At 62.4% G+C, this 17275-nt stretch carries 21 protein-coding genes; 12 read left to right on the forward strand and 9 right to left on the reverse strand.

What is annotated here, in order from left to right; translation table 11 throughout:
- Positions 1–70 precede the first annotated feature (70 nt).
- A complete protein-coding gene (locus B5E41_RS05020) occupies positions 71–979 on the forward strand; it encodes an SDR family oxidoreductase (protein WP_088391562.1) in 909 nt (302 codons plus the stop codon).
- Positions 980–1215: 236 nt separating this feature from the next.
- Here the strand turns inward: B5E41_RS05020 and B5E41_RS05025 are convergent, their stop codons facing one another.
- A complete protein-coding gene (locus B5E41_RS05025; RefSeq protein WP_088391564.1) occupies positions 1216–1968 on the reverse strand; it encodes a pyridoxine 5'-phosphate synthase in 753 nt (250 codons plus the stop codon).
- 429 nt (positions 1969–2397) lie between these two features.
- On the opposite strand from B5E41_RS05025, the gene B5E41_RS05030 reads away from it, so the two are divergent.
- On the forward strand, positions 2398–3090 hold the full coding sequence (locus B5E41_RS05030; protein ID WP_088391566.1) for a MerR family transcriptional regulator: 693 nt from the start codon (positions 2398–2400) through the stop codon (positions 3088–3090).
- A gap of 70 nt (positions 3091–3160) precedes the next feature.
- Here the strand turns inward: B5E41_RS05030 and B5E41_RS05035 are convergent, their stop codons facing one another.
- Positions 3161–4288, reverse strand: coding sequence for an ATP-dependent DNA helicase (locus B5E41_RS05035; RefSeq protein WP_088391568.1), 1128 nt, complete (start codon positions 4286–4288; stop codon positions 3161–3163).
- An 83-nt stretch (positions 4289–4371) separates the two neighbouring features.
- The gene (locus B5E41_RS05040) at positions 4372–5298 is read right to left on the reverse strand and encodes a LysR family transcriptional regulator (RefSeq protein WP_088391570.1); all 927 of its coding nucleotides are present in this window, start codon (positions 5296–5298) and stop codon (positions 4372–4374) included.
- Between the two features lie 131 nt (positions 5299–5429).
- On the opposite strand from B5E41_RS05040, the gene B5E41_RS05045 reads away from it, so the two are divergent.
- The 4 genes from B5E41_RS05045 (at position 5430) to B5E41_RS05060 (ending at position 8780) form a co-directional block, all read left to right on the forward strand.
- Positions 5430–5909 (forward strand): carboxymuconolactone decarboxylase family protein, encoded by a 480-nt coding sequence (locus tag B5E41_RS05045; RefSeq protein WP_064682658.1) that lies wholly within the window; start codon positions 5430–5432, stop codon positions 5907–5909.
- Between the two features lie 68 nt (positions 5910–5977).
- Complete coding sequence (locus tag B5E41_RS05050) at positions 5978–6733, forward strand: SDR family oxidoreductase (protein ID WP_088391572.1); 756 nt, start codon at positions 5978–5980, stop codon at positions 6731–6733.
- Between the two features lie 55 nt (positions 6734–6788).
- Complete coding sequence (locus tag B5E41_RS05055; protein ID WP_088391574.1) at positions 6789–7205, forward strand: cupin domain-containing protein; 417 nt, start codon at positions 6789–6791, stop codon at positions 7203–7205.
- A 93-nt stretch (positions 7206–7298) separates the two neighbouring features.
- Positions 7299–8780: a cyclic nucleotide-binding domain-containing protein gene (locus tag B5E41_RS05060; protein ID WP_088391576.1), complete on the forward strand. Its 1482-nt coding sequence runs from the start codon at positions 7299–7301 to the stop codon at positions 8778–8780.
- Here B5E41_RS05060 and B5E41_RS05065 read toward each other — a convergent pair whose 3' ends face one another.
- The gene (locus tag B5E41_RS05065; RefSeq protein ID WP_088391578.1) at positions 8781–9269 is read right to left on the reverse strand and encodes an RrF2 family transcriptional regulator; all 489 of its coding nucleotides are present in this window, start codon (positions 9267–9269) and stop codon (positions 8781–8783) included.
- A 185-nt stretch (positions 9270–9454) separates the two neighbouring features.
- Here B5E41_RS05065 and B5E41_RS05070 point away from each other — a divergent pair, with 185 nt between their 5' ends.
- The 3 genes from B5E41_RS05070 to B5E41_RS05080 are packed head-to-tail and all read left to right on the forward strand — an operon-like array spanning position 9455 to position 11146.
- The gene (locus tag B5E41_RS05070) at positions 9455–9835 is read left to right on the forward strand and encodes a COG4315 family predicted lipoprotein (RefSeq protein WP_088391580.1); all 381 of its coding nucleotides are present in this window, start codon (positions 9455–9457) and stop codon (positions 9833–9835) included.
- 16 nt (positions 9836–9851) lie between these two features.
- Positions 9852–10367 carry an RNA polymerase sigma factor gene (locus tag B5E41_RS05075; RefSeq protein WP_088391999.1) on the forward strand — a complete coding sequence of 172 codons (516 nt, stop codon included), beginning with the start codon at positions 9852–9854 and terminating at the stop codon, positions 10365–10367.
- Entirely contained in the window at positions 10364–11146 is a 783-nt protein-coding gene (locus B5E41_RS05080) for an anti-sigma factor family protein (protein ID WP_088391582.1), read from the forward strand. The genes B5E41_RS05075 and B5E41_RS05080 overlap by 4 nt, the downstream gene beginning before the upstream one ends.
- 3 nt (positions 11147–11149) lie before the next feature.
- Here the strand turns inward: B5E41_RS05080 and B5E41_RS05085 are convergent, their stop codons facing one another.
- The 3 genes from B5E41_RS05085 to nthA are packed head-to-tail and all read right to left on the reverse strand — an operon-like array spanning position 11150 to position 12829.
- The gene (locus tag B5E41_RS05085; protein ID WP_088391584.1) at positions 11150–11521 is read right to left on the reverse strand and encodes a nitrile hydratase accessory protein; all 372 of its coding nucleotides are present in this window, start codon (positions 11519–11521) and stop codon (positions 11150–11152) included.
- Complete coding sequence (gene nthB / locus B5E41_RS05090) at positions 11508–12167, reverse strand: nitrile hydratase subunit beta (protein WP_088391585.1); 660 nt, start codon at positions 12165–12167, stop codon at positions 11508–11510. The genes B5E41_RS05085 and nthB overlap by 14 nt, the downstream gene beginning before the upstream one ends.
- Positions 12164–12829, reverse strand: coding sequence for a nitrile hydratase subunit alpha (gene nthA / locus B5E41_RS05095; RefSeq protein WP_088392001.1), 666 nt, complete (start codon positions 12827–12829; stop codon positions 12164–12166). Before nthA ends, nthB begins: the two co-directional genes overlap by 4 nt.
- Positions 12830–13215: 386 nt before the next feature.
- Between nthA and B5E41_RS05100 the strand changes: the two genes are divergently transcribed.
- Entirely contained in the window at positions 13216–14487 is a 1272-nt protein-coding gene (locus B5E41_RS05100) for an SDR family oxidoreductase (RefSeq protein ID WP_088391587.1), read from the forward strand.
- Positions 14487–14963 carry a DUF2269 family protein gene (locus tag B5E41_RS05105; protein ID WP_088391589.1) on the forward strand — a complete coding sequence of 159 codons (477 nt, stop codon included), beginning with the start codon at positions 14487–14489 and terminating at the stop codon, positions 14961–14963. The genes B5E41_RS05100 and B5E41_RS05105 overlap by 1 nt, the downstream gene beginning before the upstream one ends.
- Here B5E41_RS05105 and B5E41_RS05110 read toward each other — a convergent pair.
- Positions 14955–15548: a LysE family translocator gene (locus tag B5E41_RS05110; RefSeq protein ID WP_088391591.1), complete on the reverse strand. Its 594-nt coding sequence runs from the start codon at positions 15546–15548 to the stop codon at positions 14955–14957. The genes B5E41_RS05105 and B5E41_RS05110 overlap by 9 nt on opposite strands.
- A 152-nt stretch (positions 15549–15700) precedes the next feature.
- On the opposite strand from B5E41_RS05110, the gene B5E41_RS05115 reads away from it, so the two are divergent.
- A complete protein-coding gene (locus tag B5E41_RS05115; RefSeq protein WP_088391593.1) occupies positions 15701–16549 on the forward strand; it encodes an aldo/keto reductase in 849 nt (282 codons plus the stop codon).
- A 149-nt stretch (positions 16550–16698) separates the two neighbouring features.
- Here the strand turns inward: B5E41_RS05115 and ilvN are convergent, their stop codons facing one another.
- Complete coding sequence (gene ilvN / locus B5E41_RS05120; protein ID WP_011426035.1) at positions 16699–17271, reverse strand: acetolactate synthase small subunit; 573 nt, start codon at positions 17269–17271, stop codon at positions 16699–16701.
- Positions 17272–17275: the final 4 nt, after the last annotated feature.

Below are 17275 nucleotides of genomic sequence, written 5' to 3' on the forward strand. Positions count from 1 at the left end.
GCGAAGTCAATTCCTATTCTAGTGTTAGTCTCTTTTTGAGACCAACGTCAAACGCAGAAGGAAATGACGTATGAGCGAAACCATCCTGGTCACCGGCGCCGCCGGACAGCTCGGCCAGCGTGTCATCCACCATCTCATCGAGACCTATAAGGTCGCCCCCGCCAGGATTGTCGCGGCGACGCGTAGCCCGGAAAAGCTCGCTGAGCTGGCAAACAAGGGCGTCATCACCCGCAAGGCTGATTTCGATGATGCGGCCAGCCTGGAGAAGGCCTTCGCCGGCGTCGACCGGCTGCTGATCATCAGCACCGACGCGCTCGATACCCCCGGCAAGCGCCTCACCCAGCACAAGGCCGCCGTCGCTGCTGCCGTCAAGGCAGGCGTCAAGCACATTGCCTATACCTCGATGCCAGCCCCGGACGATTCGCTCGTCATCTTCGCGCCCGATCACCTCGGCAGCGAAAACGCCGTCAAGGCAAGCGGCATCGCCTATACGATCATCCGCAATGCCTGGTACCACGACAATTACTTGCACGGGATGCCGCACAACCTGCAGGGCGGCAAATGGTACAGCGCCACGGGCGACGGCAAGATCTCGACCATTGCGCGCGACGACTGCGCCCTGGCGATCGCAGCCGCCCTCGCCTCCGGCTCTTCCGAAAGCGCCACCTATACGCTGACCGGCACTGAACTGCTGACCAACCGGCAGGTCGCCGCCACCGTCTCCGAGGCCGCCGGCAAGCCGCTCGACGTCGTCGACGTCAATGACGAACAGCTCGGCCAGGGCATCCGCGGGGCCGGCCTCCCCGGCTTCATCGCTGACATGCTGGTCTCCGCCGACGCCAACATCCGCGCCGGCAAATTCGAGATCGTCACCGAAGATTTCACCAAGCTGACGGGTAAACAGCCCCAGCCGCTGAAGGATTTCTTCGTGGCGCATAAGGCTGCATTGACGGCCGCTGGCAGCGCTGGGGGCCATTGAGCCCTTCGCTTATCCCTGCACTTGCCGCAGGGATAAGGGCCAGACTTTGAATGAGAAAAATCTCATTGCCGCAAAGGTGTCATTCACCGAGCAGACGCGCCGTGGCTGGATTCCTGTGACAAGCACAGGAATCCAGTGCGCCCAATGGGCGCGGCAGACGCAATATGCACCGTGTGTCTTACCGCCAGAACGTCGTGACTCGATCCCGCTCGAAGCGCTAAGAGCAACGACCGTCCTCAAACCTTCTGCCCACAAGCCGTGCAAAACCGCCGCACCGTTTCCGCCATGCCATATTCCAGCGCATCGGCGGTCAGCCCATGGCCGATGGAAACTTCGGCAAGATCGGGAATGCGCTTCACCAGATCAGGCAGGTTTGCAACCGTCAGATCGTGCCCGGCATTGACGCCAAGACCGATCGCCAGCGCCGCGTCTGCAGTCTTTCCGAGCGCTTCGAGGATGGGAGCCGCCCGTTCGGGCGCGTCGTAGCAGCCGCCATAGGGGCCGGTGTAAAGTTCGATCCGGTCGGCGCCGACCGCCTTGGCGATCTTGACCGCGTCCTCATCGCCGTCGCCGTCGGCAAAGAGCGAGACCCGGCATCCCATCTTTTTCAGGCGCGCGACGACGTCGGTGAGGAACGCTTGGTATTTGCGGAAGTCCCAGCCGTGATCGGAGGTCGCCTGGGAGGGATCGTCGGGCACTAGCGTCACCTGCTCGGGTGCGGCGCCGGCACAGAGTTCGAGGAATTCCTCTGTGGGATAACCCTCGATGTTGAACTCGGCCTTTGGGAATTCGTCGTCGATCAGGTTGCGGATGACGGGTAAGTCGGAAAATCTTATATGGCGCTGGTCGGGGCGCGGATGCACCGTCAGGCCGCTGGCGCCCGCGGCAAGGGCGATTCGGCCGAGGGCTTCGACGCTCGGCCAGGGGAGATCGCGCCGGTTGCGCAGCATGGCGATGGCGTTGAGGTTCACGGAGAGCTTGGCTGGCATGGCGGATTATCCATCGGTCTCGGAAACGGGAGGCCCAGCTTTTAAGCCAAGTGCCCGGCGATGGCCAACGAGAATCGCAGATGAATGCGACGCCGATCATTGATGGATCGGCAGTACAGTCGTGAGGGACGTACCAGGAGTAGCTCCCGTCGGCTGCAAAGATGCGGCGGGCGCAGTGCGTGTTTTGCTAGAACCTTCGCGCAAAGCCTGCAAAGCACACCGTCGCGTTGCTATCCCATTTAAAAGAGATTATTTTTAGCACTTATAAAAAAGATCGTTCACGCATAACGTGGACATTGTGTCGCGTAAACGTAGGCCGCGTACTGCTTCTTTCCCCATGTAAGACGCTCAGAGGAAACCCCACTCGCCGCGACCGGGAAGCAACTGGCAAATCCGCATGAGGTGCAACAAGATGCCCTAGGAGGGTTCATGCCAGACGGTTCCAAACGCCTGTTTGCTGCCGCCGGTATCGCTTCGGAGGCCCGGTCGAAATACCGGTTCCTGCCTTCGGCCGCGCTGCCGCCGGATCTACCGGAAGGTCCGGTGCCTATCGCCGATATGGCCAACGCATTCGGCGTTACACACAGGACACTGCATTTCTACGAAGAAAAGGGATTGATCTCGGCCAATCGCATCGGCCTGATGCGCGTCTATGGCCAGGACGACGTGATGCGCATGGCTGTCATCACCGTCTGCCGCGAGACGGGCATGCCGATCGCGGTTATCCAAGAGTTGATGGACGAGCTTCGCAACGCCGATTCGCAAGAATCGGCCGAGGCAATGTTTCGGGAGGCCTTGCAGGTGCGCAAGCGCGAATTGACGGCCGAAATGTCGACGCTGCACCGTCAGCTGCAGCAGGTCGGCGATCTCCTGGACTTCGAGGACGGCATGGAGACGCAGTCGCTCAACGACAATCAGGACAGTTCCAGCCTGACCGCGCAGGAACTGCGATGTCTGGAATTGATGGCAGAGGGCTATTCGACCCAGCGCATCGCTCGGGCGCTCGACCTGAAGCATGACGAAACCAGGGATCTCGAAGCTGGAATCATCCTGAAATTCCGCGCCAACAACCGTTTTCAGGCGATCGCCAAGGCCGTCCTGCTCGGCATCGTGCAGGCTTGACGCACGGACAGCGCCCCGACGGCCGCATCGCCCCTTTCCCATCTTGATCGGGATCACGACGCAATCGGGATCAGCGCACGATCGTCAGCGTCTCCGCCGCGCGTGTAATCGCGGTGTAGAGCCAGCGTTCCCGCGTGTCGCGAAAGGCCCAGCTTTCGTCGAAGAGCACGACGTCGTTCCATTGCGAGCCCTGCGCCTTGTGAACGGTCAGGGCATAACCATAGTCGAACTCGTCGTAGCGCTTGCGGGTGTTCCAGGGGATCTCGCCTTCGACATCCTCGAAGGCCTGTTTGAGCAGCTTGATTTTGGCCGCTCCGCGATCCATGTCGTCGTCCTCGGGACGGACGAGGAGATTGATGCCGGGTTTCGTCGTTTCCTTGGACGAGGTCATCACCTGCCACAGCGAGCCGTTGAGCAGACCCTTGGCCGGATCGTTCCGAAGACAGACGAGCTTGTCGCCGGTCTGCGGATAATCGGCGCTGAAGCCCTTCAATTCACGCAGGCGCTGATTGTAGCGCCGCCGCGTCCTGTTGGTGCCGACGAGCACCTGGTCGGCATCGAGCACGAGCTGCTGCGTCACCTCGTTCTTCGAGATCACCTTGGCCGTGCCGTAGTCGCCATACATGATCTCATTGCCCTCGCGCACCTGCATGGCGAGCTTGATGATCGGATTGTCGCGCGCCTGCCGGTGAATATCGGTGAGCAGATAATCCGGCTCCTGGTTGGTGAAGTAACCGCCGCCCGAAACCGGCGGCAGCTGGCCGGGATCGCCGAGCACCAGGATCGGCGTGCCAAAGCTCATCAGGTCCTTGCCGAGCGCCTCGTCCACCATCGAACATTCGTCGACGATGATCAGCGCCGCTTTCGCGACCGGGCTCTGCCGGTTGATCGAAAACATCGGCGCGATCGAGGTCTTGCCGGTTTCCTCGTCCTCCACCGCTTCCTCGCCGCGCGGGCGATAGATCAGCGAATGAATGGTCTTGGCGTTGGAGGCGCCGCGCGAGCGCAGCACCTGCGCGGCCTTGCCGGTGAAGGCGGCAAACAGCACGTCGCCGTCGACGTTCTCGGCGAAATGCCGGGCAAGCGTCGTCTTGCCCGTTCCGGCATAACCGAACAGGCGAAAGAGCGGCGAGCGCCCTTCGTTCAGCCATTTAGAAACAGCCTTGAGGGCTTCGTCTTGTTGCGGCGCAAATTGCATGATCAGACGACTTGGCAGGATTCGCCTGACTTAGGCAAGGCGGAAACTGACGCGGCATGGCCGATGGCGGCAGATCCTTGCACTCACCCGTCCCAGCCCCGGTCCACGCCGCCTGCGCACATCGATGGGTCCTGCCCCATCGCATCAATGAGAAAATCCAGAACCGTCTTGACGCGCAACGGCATGTTGCGTCGCGAGGGATAAACGACGGTGACCGGCAGCCGGCTCGGCTGAAAATCTTTCATCACCGGGATCAGCCGGCCAGCGGCGATATCGGGCTTGGCGATGATGTGGGAGAGCACCGCAAGGCCCGCGCCGGCAAGGGCTGCCCTGTGGATAGCGACGGCGTTGCAGGCCGTCAGCCGCGGAGAGATCCTGACCGATATGTCTTCCGAGCCGTTCGAAAACGACCAGGTATTGGCCTCGCCCGCCCTGTTGTAGCACAGGCATTCATGATCCTTGATGTCCTTCGGTTCGCGCGGCGCCGCCCTGCATGCGAGATAGGCGGGAGACGCGACGAGGAAGGCCGTCGTCCAGCCGATCCGCCGGCAGACGAGACTGCTGTCGGCGACCGGGCCAAGGCGCACTTCGAGGTCCAAGCGCTCCTCGATCATATCCGAGCTCTGCTCCCTGAAAAGCAGCTCGACCGAGAGTTTGGGATGAGCAGCCAGAAGATCGCCCAGCCGCTCGCTGAGATAGAGCCCGAGCGGCGCGGGAACGCTCAGCCTGACCTTTCCCGAAGCGATCGCTCCATCCGATCCGGCAGCATCGCCGAGCTCTTCCACCGCTTCGAGAATACTCAGCGCCATCGGCAGCATCCGTTCCCCCTCCGCCGTCAGCGACAGGCCGCTCGTCGTGCGATGCAGGAGGCGCGTGTTGAAATGGCCCTCGAGTGCCGCGACCTGCCGCGAGACCGCCGGCTGGGTCACATCGAGATCATGCGCGGCGGCTGAAAACGAGCCTGTCTCCACGACGCGCCGAAAGGTCCGCAATGCCGAAACGATATCCATGACAGCTCCCTCATACTTTTGCGCATAGGCTTTATGCCGCCAGACTAAGCGAGAATGGCTTTACAGTCCAGCGATTAAGGATATCTTCTATCCATAAGGATATTTGATATCCTTAATTAGAGGAGAAAGACATGACCCAACGATTGAACTACGCCCAGCAGTCCCCCGAGCTTTTCAAGAAATTCATGGAATTCAGCATGGCGCTGAGGAGCAGCGTGATTGACGAGAAGCTGCAGGCGCTGGTCGAAATCCGCGCCTCGCAGATCAACGGGTGCGGCTTTTGCCTCGACATGCATGTGAAGCAGGCAAAGATCCATGGCGAGAGCGAACTCAGGATCTATCACGTCGCCATCTGGCGGGAATCGAACCTGTTCATTCCCCGCGAGCGTGCGGCACTGGCATGGACCGAAGCCCTGACGAAGCTGCCGGAGGGCGGCGTTCCCGACGAGATCTACGAGCGGGTTCGCGGCCAGCTTTCCGAAAAGGAAATCTCCGACCTGACCTTCGTCGTCATGGCTATCAATGCCTGGAACCGGGTCAATGTCGGCTTCAAGACCGTGCCCGGCACCGCCGACAAGGCATACGGCCTCGACAAGGCTGGCCTGAACTAACCCTCACAATTTGTTGAGAAGATTCAACTTTGACGCTGCCGCACCCCGGCAGCGAACGGAGACCTATTATGAAAATCGTCGTCATCGGCGGAACCGGCCTCATCGGTTCGAAGACTGTCGAACGCCTGCGCAAGCGCGGCCATGAAGTGATTGCCGCCTCGCCGAACTCCGGCGTCAACACGATCACCGGAGAAGGGCTGGCGGAAGCGCTTGCCGGCGCAGAGGTCGTACTCGACCTTGCCAATTCGCCCTCCTTCGAGGACAAGGCCGTGCTCGAATTCTTCGAGACCTCGGGGCGCAATCTTCTCGCCGCCGAAAAGGTCGCCGGCGTCAGGCATCATATTGCGCTTTCGGTCGTCGGCACCGAGCGCCTGCAGGAAAGCGGCTATTTCCGCGGGAAGCTCGCCCAGGAAAAGCTGATCAGGGCCTCCGGTATTCCCTACACCATCGTGCATTCGACGCAGTTCATGGAATTCCTGAATGGCATCGCCCAATCCGGCACGGTCGGGCAGACGGTCCGCCTGTCGCCGGCCTATGTGCAGCCGATCGCCTCCGATGATGTCGCCGACGCCATGGCCGACGTGGCGCTCTCCGCTCCCGCCAACAAGACGATCGAGATATCGGGTCCCGAACGCGCTCGCCTCAGCGACCTCGTCGCCCGCTATCTAAAGGCGATGAAGGACCCGCGCACGGTCGAGGCCGACGCCGAGGCGCGATATTTCGGCGCAAGGCTGAACGATCAGTCGCTCGTCTCCGACGACAATCCGCGGCTCGGTTCGATCACCTTTGAAGAGTGGTTCGCCAAATCAGCCCAGTCGAATTGATCGGCTGGGGACGCAGCCGGGCGCGTCCTCTCCCCCAGCAACAAAGGAGATTCCCATGATCAGAGCATCAATCATCGCCGCCACCCTCGCCTTTCTCACAGCCACCGGTGCGGCCGCCCACGACAGCAGCAAATCCGCGAAGGTGACGCTCGTCTATGAGCACGAGCTGCCGAACGCACCCGGCAAGAGCATCAAGGGCGTGCTGGTCGAATACGGCCCTGGCGGTTTCTCCGAAGGCCATACCCATCCGGACTCGGCCTTCATCTACGCTACCGTGCTCGAGGGATCGATCCGCAGCCAGGTCAATGACGGCCCGGTCAAGGTCTATCAGGCCGGAGAAAGCTTCTCGGAAATGCCGGGCGACCGCCACGGCGTCAGCGCCAATGGCAGCGAGACCAAGCCCGCCCGCCTGCTCGCCGTCTTCGTCGTCGACACCAAGCAGAAAGAGCTGACCTTCCCGTTGCAGAACTGATGGTCGATCCTTGATCACCCGCGCACGCCGATGCTTGCGCGGGTGGCCGACATGCTAAATCATGTGCCGCCCGCCCCTTCCGGAGACAGAGAGATGATCTACGACGCGCTGTTCGGCAAGCCGCTGATATCCCTCATCGTCGTCGGCTTTGCTGGCATCCTCGTCTGGTACTTCCTCTCCCGTCAGCGGCCGACGACGCGGCTGGTGGTGCAGATCCTCTTCTTTGCGGTGATGACGCTGATCCTCGTCGGCAGCGGCATCGAGCCCCACCGTTTTCAGGGATATCAGTCCGAAGACCCGCAGGCCCTGCTCGTCATCGTCGCCAAATCGCTCTGGTGGGTCCACCTGGCATGGGCCGTGATCGGTTTCATCAGGCTCTATCTGGTGCTGGAGGGAAGCCCGCGTGAGGCCCGCCTGCTGCAGGATCTCGTCATCGGTATCGTCTATATCGGCATGGCACTCTCCGTCCTCGCTTTCGTCTTCGGCGTACCGATCGGCACTATCGTCGCCACATCAGGCGTGGTCGCCATCATCCTCGGCCTGGCGCTCCAGAACACACTCGCCGACGTCTTTTCCGGCATCGCCCTGACGCTCGGCCGGCCCTATGTCATCGGCGACTGGATCCTCTTGAGCGACGGCACGGAAGGACGCGTCGTCGAAAGCAACTGGCGCGCGACGCACATCCTGACCGGCGCCAACAATGTCGTCGTCCTGCCCAACAGCTTCCTGGCGAAACTCGGCCTGACCAATGTCAGCCGGCCGGACGAGACCCATCTTCTGATCCTGACCATCCGCATCGCCCCGACCCGGATGCCGGCATCGATCCGCCAGATCATGCTCGCCGCGCTCACGAGCTGCAATTCGATTGTCCGCGAGCCTGCGCCGGTCGTCGCGTTGAAAGGGCTGGACGCCACGTCGCTCGAAGTCGAGCTGCAGTTCCGGGTGACGAGCCCCAGCCAGCGCGTGCCGGCGCGAAACGAGGTGCTCGATCTCGTCTATCGCCATTGCAAATCCGCCGGCTTGCTTTTGGCCGTTCCACCCGCAGCCCAGGTACTGACCGCCGATCTGCCGACGGAAGAAAACGCCAAGCCGCCGACCGTCACGCCGCTTGCGCTGATTGAAGCGATTCCCGTCTTTGCAACACTGACATCAGATGAGAGGCAGAAGCTCGCCGACACCACGACTGTCCGGCAATTCCGCAAAGGCGATGTGATCGTACGGGAGAGCGAAATGCTGCCCTCGCTGATGATGGTGCGCGCCGGCATCATCGTGGCGCGGCGCGAAGGCGAAGAGCGCGGACGGTTTGCGCCAGGTGATTTCTTCGGCGAGACAGGCCTGCTCGCCGGCATGCAGGAAGTCTGCACCTTGGAGGCCCTGACCCCAGTGACGATCTATGAAATCGGTCAGGCGGCCTTCGCGCCGCTGCTTAGCGAACGCCCAGCCCTGGCCGAAGAGATCGCCGAAGCCCTCGCCGGCCGCGCCGAACGCTTCCGCGACGGCGTTGCCCTGCCCCCGGAACAAGCACGCAACGCGCACGCGATCCTGAAGACCATCAGGACCATCTTCAGGGCATGATCAGCCGGCACGCTGGAGCACCCATTGGAACGTGCCTTGCCAGATGTCCGCCGGCACCTCCTCGGATAAGGTGCCGACGAGATCGGAGAGCCGGACGGCTTTCAGCGTGTTTCGCCAAGCCTCGTCGGCTTCCCACATGACGCGCGCAACCGCGCAGGGCTTACTGTCGCAATAGCCTGCCGGCCGGCACGGATTGTTCTCCCGGATATTCGTGCAGGTGAAGCTGCGCGCCTTTCCCTCCACCGCCTCGACAATATCAAGGAAGTTGATCTCGGACGGGGATCTCGCAAGCCTGTAGCCGCCGCTGGGACCGAGCGTGGTATCGACGAGCGAAGCTTGTGAAAGGCTTTGCAGCGCCTTGGAGAGATATTCCTTCGGCAGACCATGAAGCTCGGCGAGCGCCTTGGTGGAGAGATACCTGCCCTCGGGCAGGCCCGCGAGAATGGCGCAGCAATGCAGCGCCCACTCGACCTGGCTTTTCAAGATCATTCAGCAACTCGTAATGGCTGGTTCTGTGAACCAAATTAAGGATATATGTTATCCGAAAATCGATTTGATGTAAATGACTGCGCCATTTTCCGCGAAAACTTTCGCTCAGCCGGAATAAAATTGCCTCGTCGCGTGTCTCATCTCAGGTATCGCAGTATTGCGTGCCCAACCTGAGGAGAGACATCATGACATCCTTGAAATTCCTGTCCGTCGTGGCGGCAGCCGCCCTTGCCGCGACCGCTGCCTTCGCCGCCCCTCCCGTTAAGGAAGTCGAATCCGCCAAGGGCAAGGTGCTCGCCGGCGAAAACGGCATGACCCTCTACACCTTCAAGAAAGACGCCAAGGGCGTTTCCAACTGCAACGGCGATTGTGCCAAGAACTGGCCGCCGCTGATGGCCGCTTCCGATGCCAAGGCCGATGGTGCATATTCGATCATCGAGCGTAAGGATGGCAAGAAGCAATGGGCCAAGGACGGTATGCCGCTTTATTACTGGGTGAAGGACAAGAAGGCTGGCGACATCACCGGCGACGGTGTCGGCGGCAATTGGGATGTCGCCAAACCTTGATGCCAAGAGAGCCGGCGTGAAGACACCCCCGCCCGAAACGTTCGAGGGCCAGATCCTGGCCCTCCTGCCCTCGCTCAGGCGCTATTCGCGCAGCCTGACGCGCTCGGATGCCGACGGCGAGGACTTGCTCCAGGACTGTGTCGAGAAGGTCCTGACGCGCCGCGGCCAATGGCGCGGCCTCAATCTGCGCGGCTGGGTCCTGACCATCATGACCAATCTCTATCGCAACGACCGGCGCGGCAAGGCGCGCGACGGCCTGGTCGAGCTCGACGCCGCACAAGACGTGGCCGCTCCCGAACCGCCGGCCGATCCGCTGGAGCGCGCCCGGCTCGACGATGCGCTGAACAGTCTCTCGGAAGAACACCGCGCCGTGCTGATGCTCGTTGTCATCGAGGGATACAGCTACAACGAGGTCGCCGCCGCGCTCGAGATTCCGATCGGCACCGTCATGTCCCGGCTGTCGCGCGCCCGCCATCGCGTCGCCGAGCGGCTGAAGGCCGATAACGTCATTACGCTTCGGAGACCGAAATGAACGAGACCAACCCGATCGTCACCGAAGCCGATCTCCACGCCTATGCCGACGGCCAACTGGCGGAAACGGCCCGCGCCCGCGTCGAGGCCTTCCTTGCCGACAATCCCGACGAAGCGGCGTTGGTAGCCGAATGGCAGGCGCAGAATACCGGCATCAAGACGCTGTTTGCAGGCTATGAGAAGGCGAAGGACACCGATCCCCAGCTCGTCACCCCGCCACGCGCGCCCTCCTCCGCGCCGAAGCGCTGGATGGCCGCCGCCGCGGCCCTGCTCGTCTTCGCGCTCGGCGCGGTCAGCGGCCATTATGGCCCCGCGCTTCTTCAAAAGCCGGACCTGCAGCTTGCCGGCTCCGAGACCCTGCCCAAACAGGCCGAGACCGCCTTCACCGTCTATGCCGCAGAGGTGCGCCACCCCGTCGAGGTCTTCGCCGACGAGGAGGCTCATCTCGCCACTTGGCTGGGAAAGCGGCTGGCGGTCGAGAATTTGAAGATCCCTGACCTGCAGTCGCTCGGCTTCAAGCTGGTCGGCGGCCGCCTGCTGCCGGTCGACGGCAGGCCGGGCGCCATGTTCATGTACGAGAACCAGGCCGGCGAACGCCTGACGGTCATTGTCGGCCGCAACAGGGAAAACCGCACGACGAGCTTCCGCTTCGCCTCGTCGGGCAATCTCGAAACCTTTTACTGGGTCGACGGCGAACTCGGTTACGCCGTCACCGGCGAAGTCTCGCGTGAGACACTGCGTGGCGTGGCCGAAGAATGCTATCGGCAGTTTCCTTCTTGAGGGTCAGCGGTACGGATCGTTGGCGAGCTCGATCGGCTGCCCATGCGGCGTGGCTTCGGCTGCCCGCTGCCAGCTCTTCTGCAGGTCGAGAATGGCAGATGCATCCGCTATGCCGCGGCTGACAAGCAATTCGGAAAGCGTCGCCACCCAGCAGTCGAAATAATCGCTGCCGTCTTCGGCGCGGCCGGGCTTATGAAGTTCTCGAGACAGGAGTTCGGCCCATTCGCGCCAGGCAAATAGCCCGTTCTCATGCAGATGCACGGTCATGGCGAAGGCTTCGGCGGCCCAAGGCTCGGGAAAGACCGGCCCGCCTTCCGGAGATTTCGGCAGACCGAGCGATTGGCTGAGCTCCGAGGGCATCTCACAAACGCTCAAGATAGCTCTCCCACGCATCGATGGAGACCGTCAGCGACGGATCCGCCCCCTCTCCCCAAATCTCGCCGCCGTCGAAGACGACAGTGTAGAGCCATTGCGGATTTTCGCCTTTGCCATGCGCATTGTCGTCGGGAAAGACGAAGGAGCCTTGCACCGCTTCGACGACGCCCGTCTTCGCACGCGCATAGCGCGGCAGCCGCGTATGGGTGGGCGGATTGAAATTCCTCGTCCTCACCGCCTCACCGACCGCAAAGAGCGGCGCGGTTTCGACGGTACGATCGCAAGGCCCGCCCTTTGCCAGTACATCAGCCACCATCTCCGCTTTCAGCACCCGCTTCGGCGCAGCTCCATCCTGCAGCTTGTGGCCGGACAGCAGCTCCTCGCGCGTCGCAAAGCCGTGCCGCGCAAGCAGCGTCTCGACGCCGCGGATCCAGATCTCGTAGTAGCTGGCAGCGAGATAATCGGCCGGCGGGATATTCTCGCGCGCATGCCGGCTTTCATCGATCGTCCATGCACCAAAAGCGCCGCAGGAAAGCGTGATGCCGAGCGCTCGCTTTTCCCAGTCGGCATGGAAATAGGGCTCATCCTTTTCAGGCCCGACGGGCCCGAAGCCCATCTGCCCGCCGAGATCGTGCGGTCCGTTCATGACAAAGCCTCCGGGCTGCCGCTAGCTGAGATCGGGCTGCCAGCAACCGCGGTGCCGATCATCGCGTCTCGGCTAACGAGGCCGGCAAGTGCGGCCTCATCCATGCCTTCCGTGCCCGCCGGCCGCTCGGGAATCACGAGATAACGCAGCTCCGCCGTCGAATCCCAGACGCGGATCTTCTTGTTCACCGGCAGGGTCAGGCCGAATTCGGCAAGCACGCCGCGCGGATCAATCACCGCCCGTGAACGATAGGCCGGCGCCTTGTACCAGACCGGCGGCAGGCCGAGCACCGACCAGGGATAACAGGAGCAGAGCGTGCAGACGATGAGGTTGTGGGTATCGGCCGTGTTGAAGACGGCGCGCATATGCTCGCCCTGCCGGCCGGTATAACCAAGGCTCGCTATCGCCGCCGTCGCATCGTGCCTCAGCCAGTCCGCGAATTCGGGATTGTTCCATGCTTTGGCCACGACATGCGCGCCGTTCCTCGGCCCCACCTTCGTCTCGTAAGTCTCGACAATCGCATCGATCGCCGCCGGATCGATCAAACCCTTCTCCGTCAGCAGCGTCTCCAGCGCTTTGACGCGCGCCTGCATGTCGGAGTAATGGTTGTCGTGGGCATGATCGTGGTGACGGTCGTGATCGTCATTGTGGTCGTCGTGCAAGGCAATATCCTCCCGGAACGGCGATCGGCCGCCCTGTTTCCTCAATGTGCGCGGCACGCTCCTCCTCTTTTCCCCCGGGGGTCCGAAGGACGGGTCGAGACCCGCGGCTCGACCCCGGTCGGTGGCCTGAAGGGTCGGATGAGGGGGGCCGCACGGCACGCCCTTCATGATTTGCCCTTCGCTTGCGCTCCGTGCATTCGCGGCTCGCCGCTCACCCCTCATCTGCCTGCCGGCATCTTCTTCCCTCCGGGGAGAAGCGGAGTCGTGGCAACCTCTCGCCCCAATTCAAAGCAGGTCGGTAAAGCCGTCTCCCTTCTTTCTACCATACACCACAACCCCGCCAAGCCACTTCTATCCCAATCAAACTTTTCCGCTAATCTCCCGCCATGAACATCCTGATTCTCGGTGCAACCGGCTTCATAGGCTCCGTCGTCGCGGCCCGGCTCGTCTCGGACGGCCATGCCGTGACCGGGCTCGGCCGCAATCCGGCGCGAGCGCGCCTCAAGCAGCCGGCGATCGACTGGCGGCAGGCTGACCTTTCGCGGATGACAAAGCCTGAGGACTGGGAAAACCTGCTCAAAGACCGGCATGTCGTCGTCAATTGCGCCGGCGCGCTGCAGGACGGTCTTTCCGATGATCTGGCGGCCACCCAGGCAGATGCAATGCTGGCGCTCTATGCCGCCGCAAAACGCTCGCGTCCTCTGATCGTGCAGATATCGGCAAGGACGGCGGGCGCCGCCGGCGATCTGCCTTTCCTCGCCACCAAGCGGCGAGCCGACGAGGCGCTGGCGGCAAGCGGCCTACCTCACCTCATTCTGCGCCCTGCCCTCGTTCTCGGCCGCAATGCCCATGGCGGTTCATCGCTCATCCGGGCGCTTGCCGCCTTTCCCCTGGCGCTGCCGCTCACCCATGCGCAAAGCCCCATCGAAGCGCTTTCCGTGGACGATGTGGCGGAAGCCGTGTCACAGGCGGTCGCCGGCCAACTGCGTGGGGATATCGTTCTTGCCGCCGACGAGGTGCTGACGCTTGCCGATCTCGTGCGCCTTCACCGGCAATGGCTGGGCCTGCCGACCGCCCGCGTCGTTTCGCTTGCTCCGTGGCTTGCGCGGGCGGTGACCTGGTTCGCCGATCTCGCCGGCCTACTCGGCTGGCGTTCGCCACTCCGCTCTACGGCGATGATTGTCATGTCCGAAGGCATCAAAAGCGCGAAGGCGCAGAGTGCCCTTGCCGCGACTTCAGCAGCAGCAACGCTCGCGGCCAATCCTTCCGGCGTGCAGGATCTCTGGTTCGCCCGGCTCTATCTGCTGAAGCCGCTCGTCATAGCGGGACTGTCGGTCTTTTGGCTGCTCTCCGGCCTGATCCCGCTGCTTTCGATGGAAAGGACCTCGGCGCACTTCCTGCCCTTCATGTCGGAAGCGGCGGCAAAGGCGCTGACTCTTGCGACCTGCATCGTCGATGTGGCGCTCGGAGCCACCGTGCTTGTTCGCCCGCTCGCCAGACGCGCCCTTCTCGGCATGCTCGCCGTCTCATTGGCCTATCTAGCCGGTGGCACCCTTCTCGAACCCGCGCTCTGGCTCGATCCGCTCGGTCCCCTCGTCAAGGTGCTGCCATCGATCCTGCTGACGCTGACGGCGCTTGCCACCCTGGATGAACGCTGATGCTCGCGCAATGGCTGCTGCTTGCCCATGTGATCGGCGCGACCGTGCTCTTCGGCACCGGCGCCGGCATTGCCTTCTTCATGATGATGGCGCATCGCACGCGCAATCCCGCCCTGATCGCCCATGTCGCCGGAACCGTCGTCATCGCCGACACCGTCTTTACCGCGACGGCCGCCCTTCTCCAGCCGGTGACCGGTTATCTGCTGGCGCGATCGATCGGCTGGAACCTGACGGAAGGCTGGATTGCGCTGTCGCTGCTGCTTTATGTATTCACCGGCGCCTTCTGGCTGCCTGTCGTCTGGATCCAGCTTCGCCTGCGTGATCTCGCCCGCGCTGCAGCGGCCTCGGCAAGCGCCCTGCCGCCCGCCTATTTCAGCCTTAACCGCGCCTGGTTCGCTTTCGGCTTTCCGGCCTTCTCAGCCGTCATCGGCATTTTCTGGCTGATGCTGACGAAACCGTCGATCGCATTATTTTAGCATCGGCCAAAGGCTCGCCACCAGGAGCACCGCCATAGTGATGTTGAACCACTTCAGCCGCACCGGGTCGGAAAGCCATTCCCTGAGCGCCGAGCCGAAGCCCGCCCAGGTCGAGACGCTCGGCACGTTGACCACCGCGAAAGCCAGACCGACGATCAGCACGCTGGCAAGATAGAGTTCGGGATTGGTGTAGGTCGCCATTGCCGTAACCGCCATCACCCAGGCTTTCGGGTTGACCCACTGGAAGGCCGCCGCCGAGAAGAAGGACATTGGCGCAGCACTGCTCTTGCCTTCGCCGAGCGAACGCGAGGAGGCAATCTTCCAGGCGATCCAGACGAGATAGGCGCCGCCGGCGAACTTGAGCACTGCATAGACCAGGGGCATCGTATGCAGCAGCGCCCCAAGCCCGAGGCCGACGCCGATCAGCAGCGAAAGGAAACCGGCGCCGATGCCGAACATATGCGGGATCGTTCTGCGGAAGCCGAAATTCACGCCCGAAGCGAAAAGCATCATATTGTTAGGCCCCGGCGTGATTGACGTCGAAAAGGCGAAGAGAACGAGGGCGAAGAACGTATCGAGCGGCATGCGACCTCCAAAGCCAGCTCATTTTTGCGGCGGACCTTATTTAGGTCAGCATAACTGCCTTAAACTGTTGACGCCATTGCATCATTGTCATGGTGACAGGATTGATTGAAAGATAAGAACGCTGCGCAATCTCCTGAACAATGGGAAACATCATGCAGGACGACCCCATCCCCTCCGTCAAATTCCCGAACGACACGGAAGCGCCGGCGCTCGGCCAGGGAACCTGGACCATGGGCGAGGACGCTGGCCATGCCAAGATGGAGATCGAGAGCCTCAAAACGGGCATCGATCTCGGCATGACGCTGATCGACACCGCCGAAATGTATGGCGACGGCGGCGCCGAGGAGATCGTCGGCCAGGCGATCAGGGGACGGCGCGACGAGATCTTCCTCGTCAGCAAGGTCTATCCCTGGAATGCGAGCCTGAAAGGCACGGTCGAAGCCTGCGAGCGCAGCCTGGACCGGTTGGGCACTGACCGGATCGATCTCTACCTCCTGCATTGGCGCGGCAACTATCCGCTGGCCGAGACCGTGGCCGCCTTCGAAACGCTGAAAGCGTCAGGCAAGATCGGCGCCTGGGGCGTCTCCAACTTCGATACCGACGACATGCAGGAACTGGTTCGCGTGCCCGACGGCGCCAATGTCGCCGCCAACCAGGTGCTCTACAACCTCTCCCGCCGCGGCATCGAATATGATCTCCTGCCCTGGTGCCAGAAGCGCGGCATTCCCGTCATGGCCTATTCGCCGATCGAGCAGGGACACATCTTGCACCATCCCGAACTGATCCGCATCGCCAAGGCCTACCAGGCGACCCCCGCCCAGCTGGCGCTCGCCTTCCTGCTCGAACGCGACGGCGTGATCGTCATCCCGAAGACCTCGAATGCCAAGCGCGTGGCTGAGAACCGCGACTGCGTCTCACTCGACATCACCGACGAGGATTGGCAGGCGCTCGACGCCGCCTTCCCGCCGCCGGTAAGGAAAAAGCCGCTGGAGATGCTTTGATCTCCAGCGGCTCGAACTGCGTCACGCCTATCCGGCTATACGCCGCGACCTCGCGATTCCTCTTCTCCCGAGGGGAGAAGAGACTTGCCGCGCCGTCTCCGTCGCTTGCCAGTCAAGGATGACGACGAGGAAAGGATGGAGGTTGGACCTCACATCCCCTGCGCGCCGCGGTTCATCGCCGCGATGCCCGTACGGCAGACCTCGATGAGGCCGAGTGGCTTCATGATGGCGATGAACTGGTCGATCTTGGACGACTTGCCTGTTATCTCCAGGATGAAGTGATCGATCGTTGCGTCCACCACCTTGGCGTGGAAAGCATCGGCAAGCCGCAGCGTCTCGGCGCGCGTTTCGCCTTCGCCGATCACCTTGACCAGCGCCACTTCACGCTCGATCGGGCGGTCTTGGCCGAGTTCGCGAGCCCGCACCGTCAGGTCGACGACGCGGTGAACAGGCACGATGCGTTCGAGCTGCGCCTTGATCTGCTCCAGCACGTGCGGCGTGCCGCGGGTGACGATGGTAATGCGGGAAAGATGCGCCTGATGCTCGGTCTCCGAAACCGTGAGGCTTTCGATGTTATAGCCGCGACCGGAGAACAGGCCGATGACGCGGGCAAGGACGCCGGGCTCGTTGTCGACGAGAACCGAAAGCGTATGGCTCTCGACTGCGGTCGTTTCCGGAGAGATGAAATAGGCAGAGCCCGTGGGCTGAAGATGTGCGTTCATGGTC

This window comes from Rhizobium esperanzae (assembly GCF_002204185.1).
GTDB lineage: Bacteria > Pseudomonadota > Alphaproteobacteria > Rhizobiales > Rhizobiaceae > Rhizobium > Rhizobium esperanzae.

Bases quoted from the DNA above. Each gene is read 5' to 3' on its own strand.
- B5E41_RS05070 (WP_088391580.1), top strand. From the start codon at position 9,455: ATGACATCCTTGAAATTCCTGTCCGTCGTGGCGGCAGCCGCCCTTGCC.
- B5E41_RS05080 (WP_088391582.1), top strand. From the start codon at position 10,364: ATGAACGAGACCAACCCGATCGTCACCGAAGCCGATCTCCACGCCTAT.
- B5E41_RS05045 (WP_064682658.1), top strand. From the start codon at position 5,430: ATGACCCAACGATTGAACTACGCCCAGCAGTCCCCCGAGCTTTTCAAG.
- B5E41_RS05065 (WP_088391578.1), bottom strand. From the start codon at position 9,269: ATGATCTTGAAAAGCCAGGTCGAGTGGGCGCTGCATTGCTGCGCCATT.
- B5E41_RS05030 (WP_088391566.1), top strand. From the start codon at position 2,398: ATGCCAGACGGTTCCAAACGCCTGTTTGCTGCCGCCGGTATCGCTTCG.
- B5E41_RS05050 (WP_088391572.1), top strand. From the start codon at position 5,978: ATGAAAATCGTCGTCATCGGCGGAACCGGCCTCATCGGTTCGAAGACT.
- ilvN (WP_011426035.1), bottom strand. From the start codon at position 17,271: ATGAACGCACATCTTCAGCCCACGGGCTCTGCCTATTTCATCTCTCCG.
- B5E41_RS05105 (WP_088391589.1), top strand. From the start codon at position 14,487: ATGCTCGCGCAATGGCTGCTGCTTGCCCATGTGATCGGCGCGACCGTG.
- nthB (WP_088391585.1), bottom strand. From the start codon at position 12,167: ATGAACGGACCGCACGATCTCGGCGGGCAGATGGGCTTCGGGCCCGTC.
- B5E41_RS05060 (WP_088391576.1), top strand. From the start codon at position 7,299: ATGATCTACGACGCGCTGTTCGGCAAGCCGCTGATATCCCTCATCGTC.
- B5E41_RS05020 (WP_088391562.1), top strand. From the start codon at position 71: ATGAGCGAAACCATCCTGGTCACCGGCGCCGCCGGACAGCTCGGCCAG.
- B5E41_RS05055 (WP_088391574.1), top strand. From the start codon at position 6,789: ATGATCAGAGCATCAATCATCGCCGCCACCCTCGCCTTTCTCACAGCC.
- B5E41_RS05115 (WP_088391593.1), top strand. From the start codon at position 15,701: ATGCAGGACGACCCCATCCCCTCCGTCAAATTCCCGAACGACACGGAA.
- B5E41_RS05110 (WP_088391591.1), bottom strand. From the start codon at position 15,548: ATGCCGCTCGATACGTTCTTCGCCCTCGTTCTCTTCGCCTTTTCGACG.
- B5E41_RS05100 (WP_088391587.1), top strand. From the start codon at position 13,216: ATGAACATCCTGATTCTCGGTGCAACCGGCTTCATAGGCTCCGTCGTC.
- B5E41_RS05040 (WP_088391570.1), bottom strand. From the start codon at position 5,298: ATGGATATCGTTTCGGCATTGCGGACCTTTCGGCGCGTCGTGGAGACA.
- B5E41_RS05025 (WP_088391564.1), bottom strand. From the start codon at position 1,968: ATGCCAGCCAAGCTCTCCGTGAACCTCAACGCCATCGCCATGCTGCGC.
- B5E41_RS05035 (WP_088391568.1), bottom strand. From the start codon at position 4,288: ATGCAATTTGCGCCGCAACAAGACGAAGCCCTCAAGGCTGTTTCTAAA.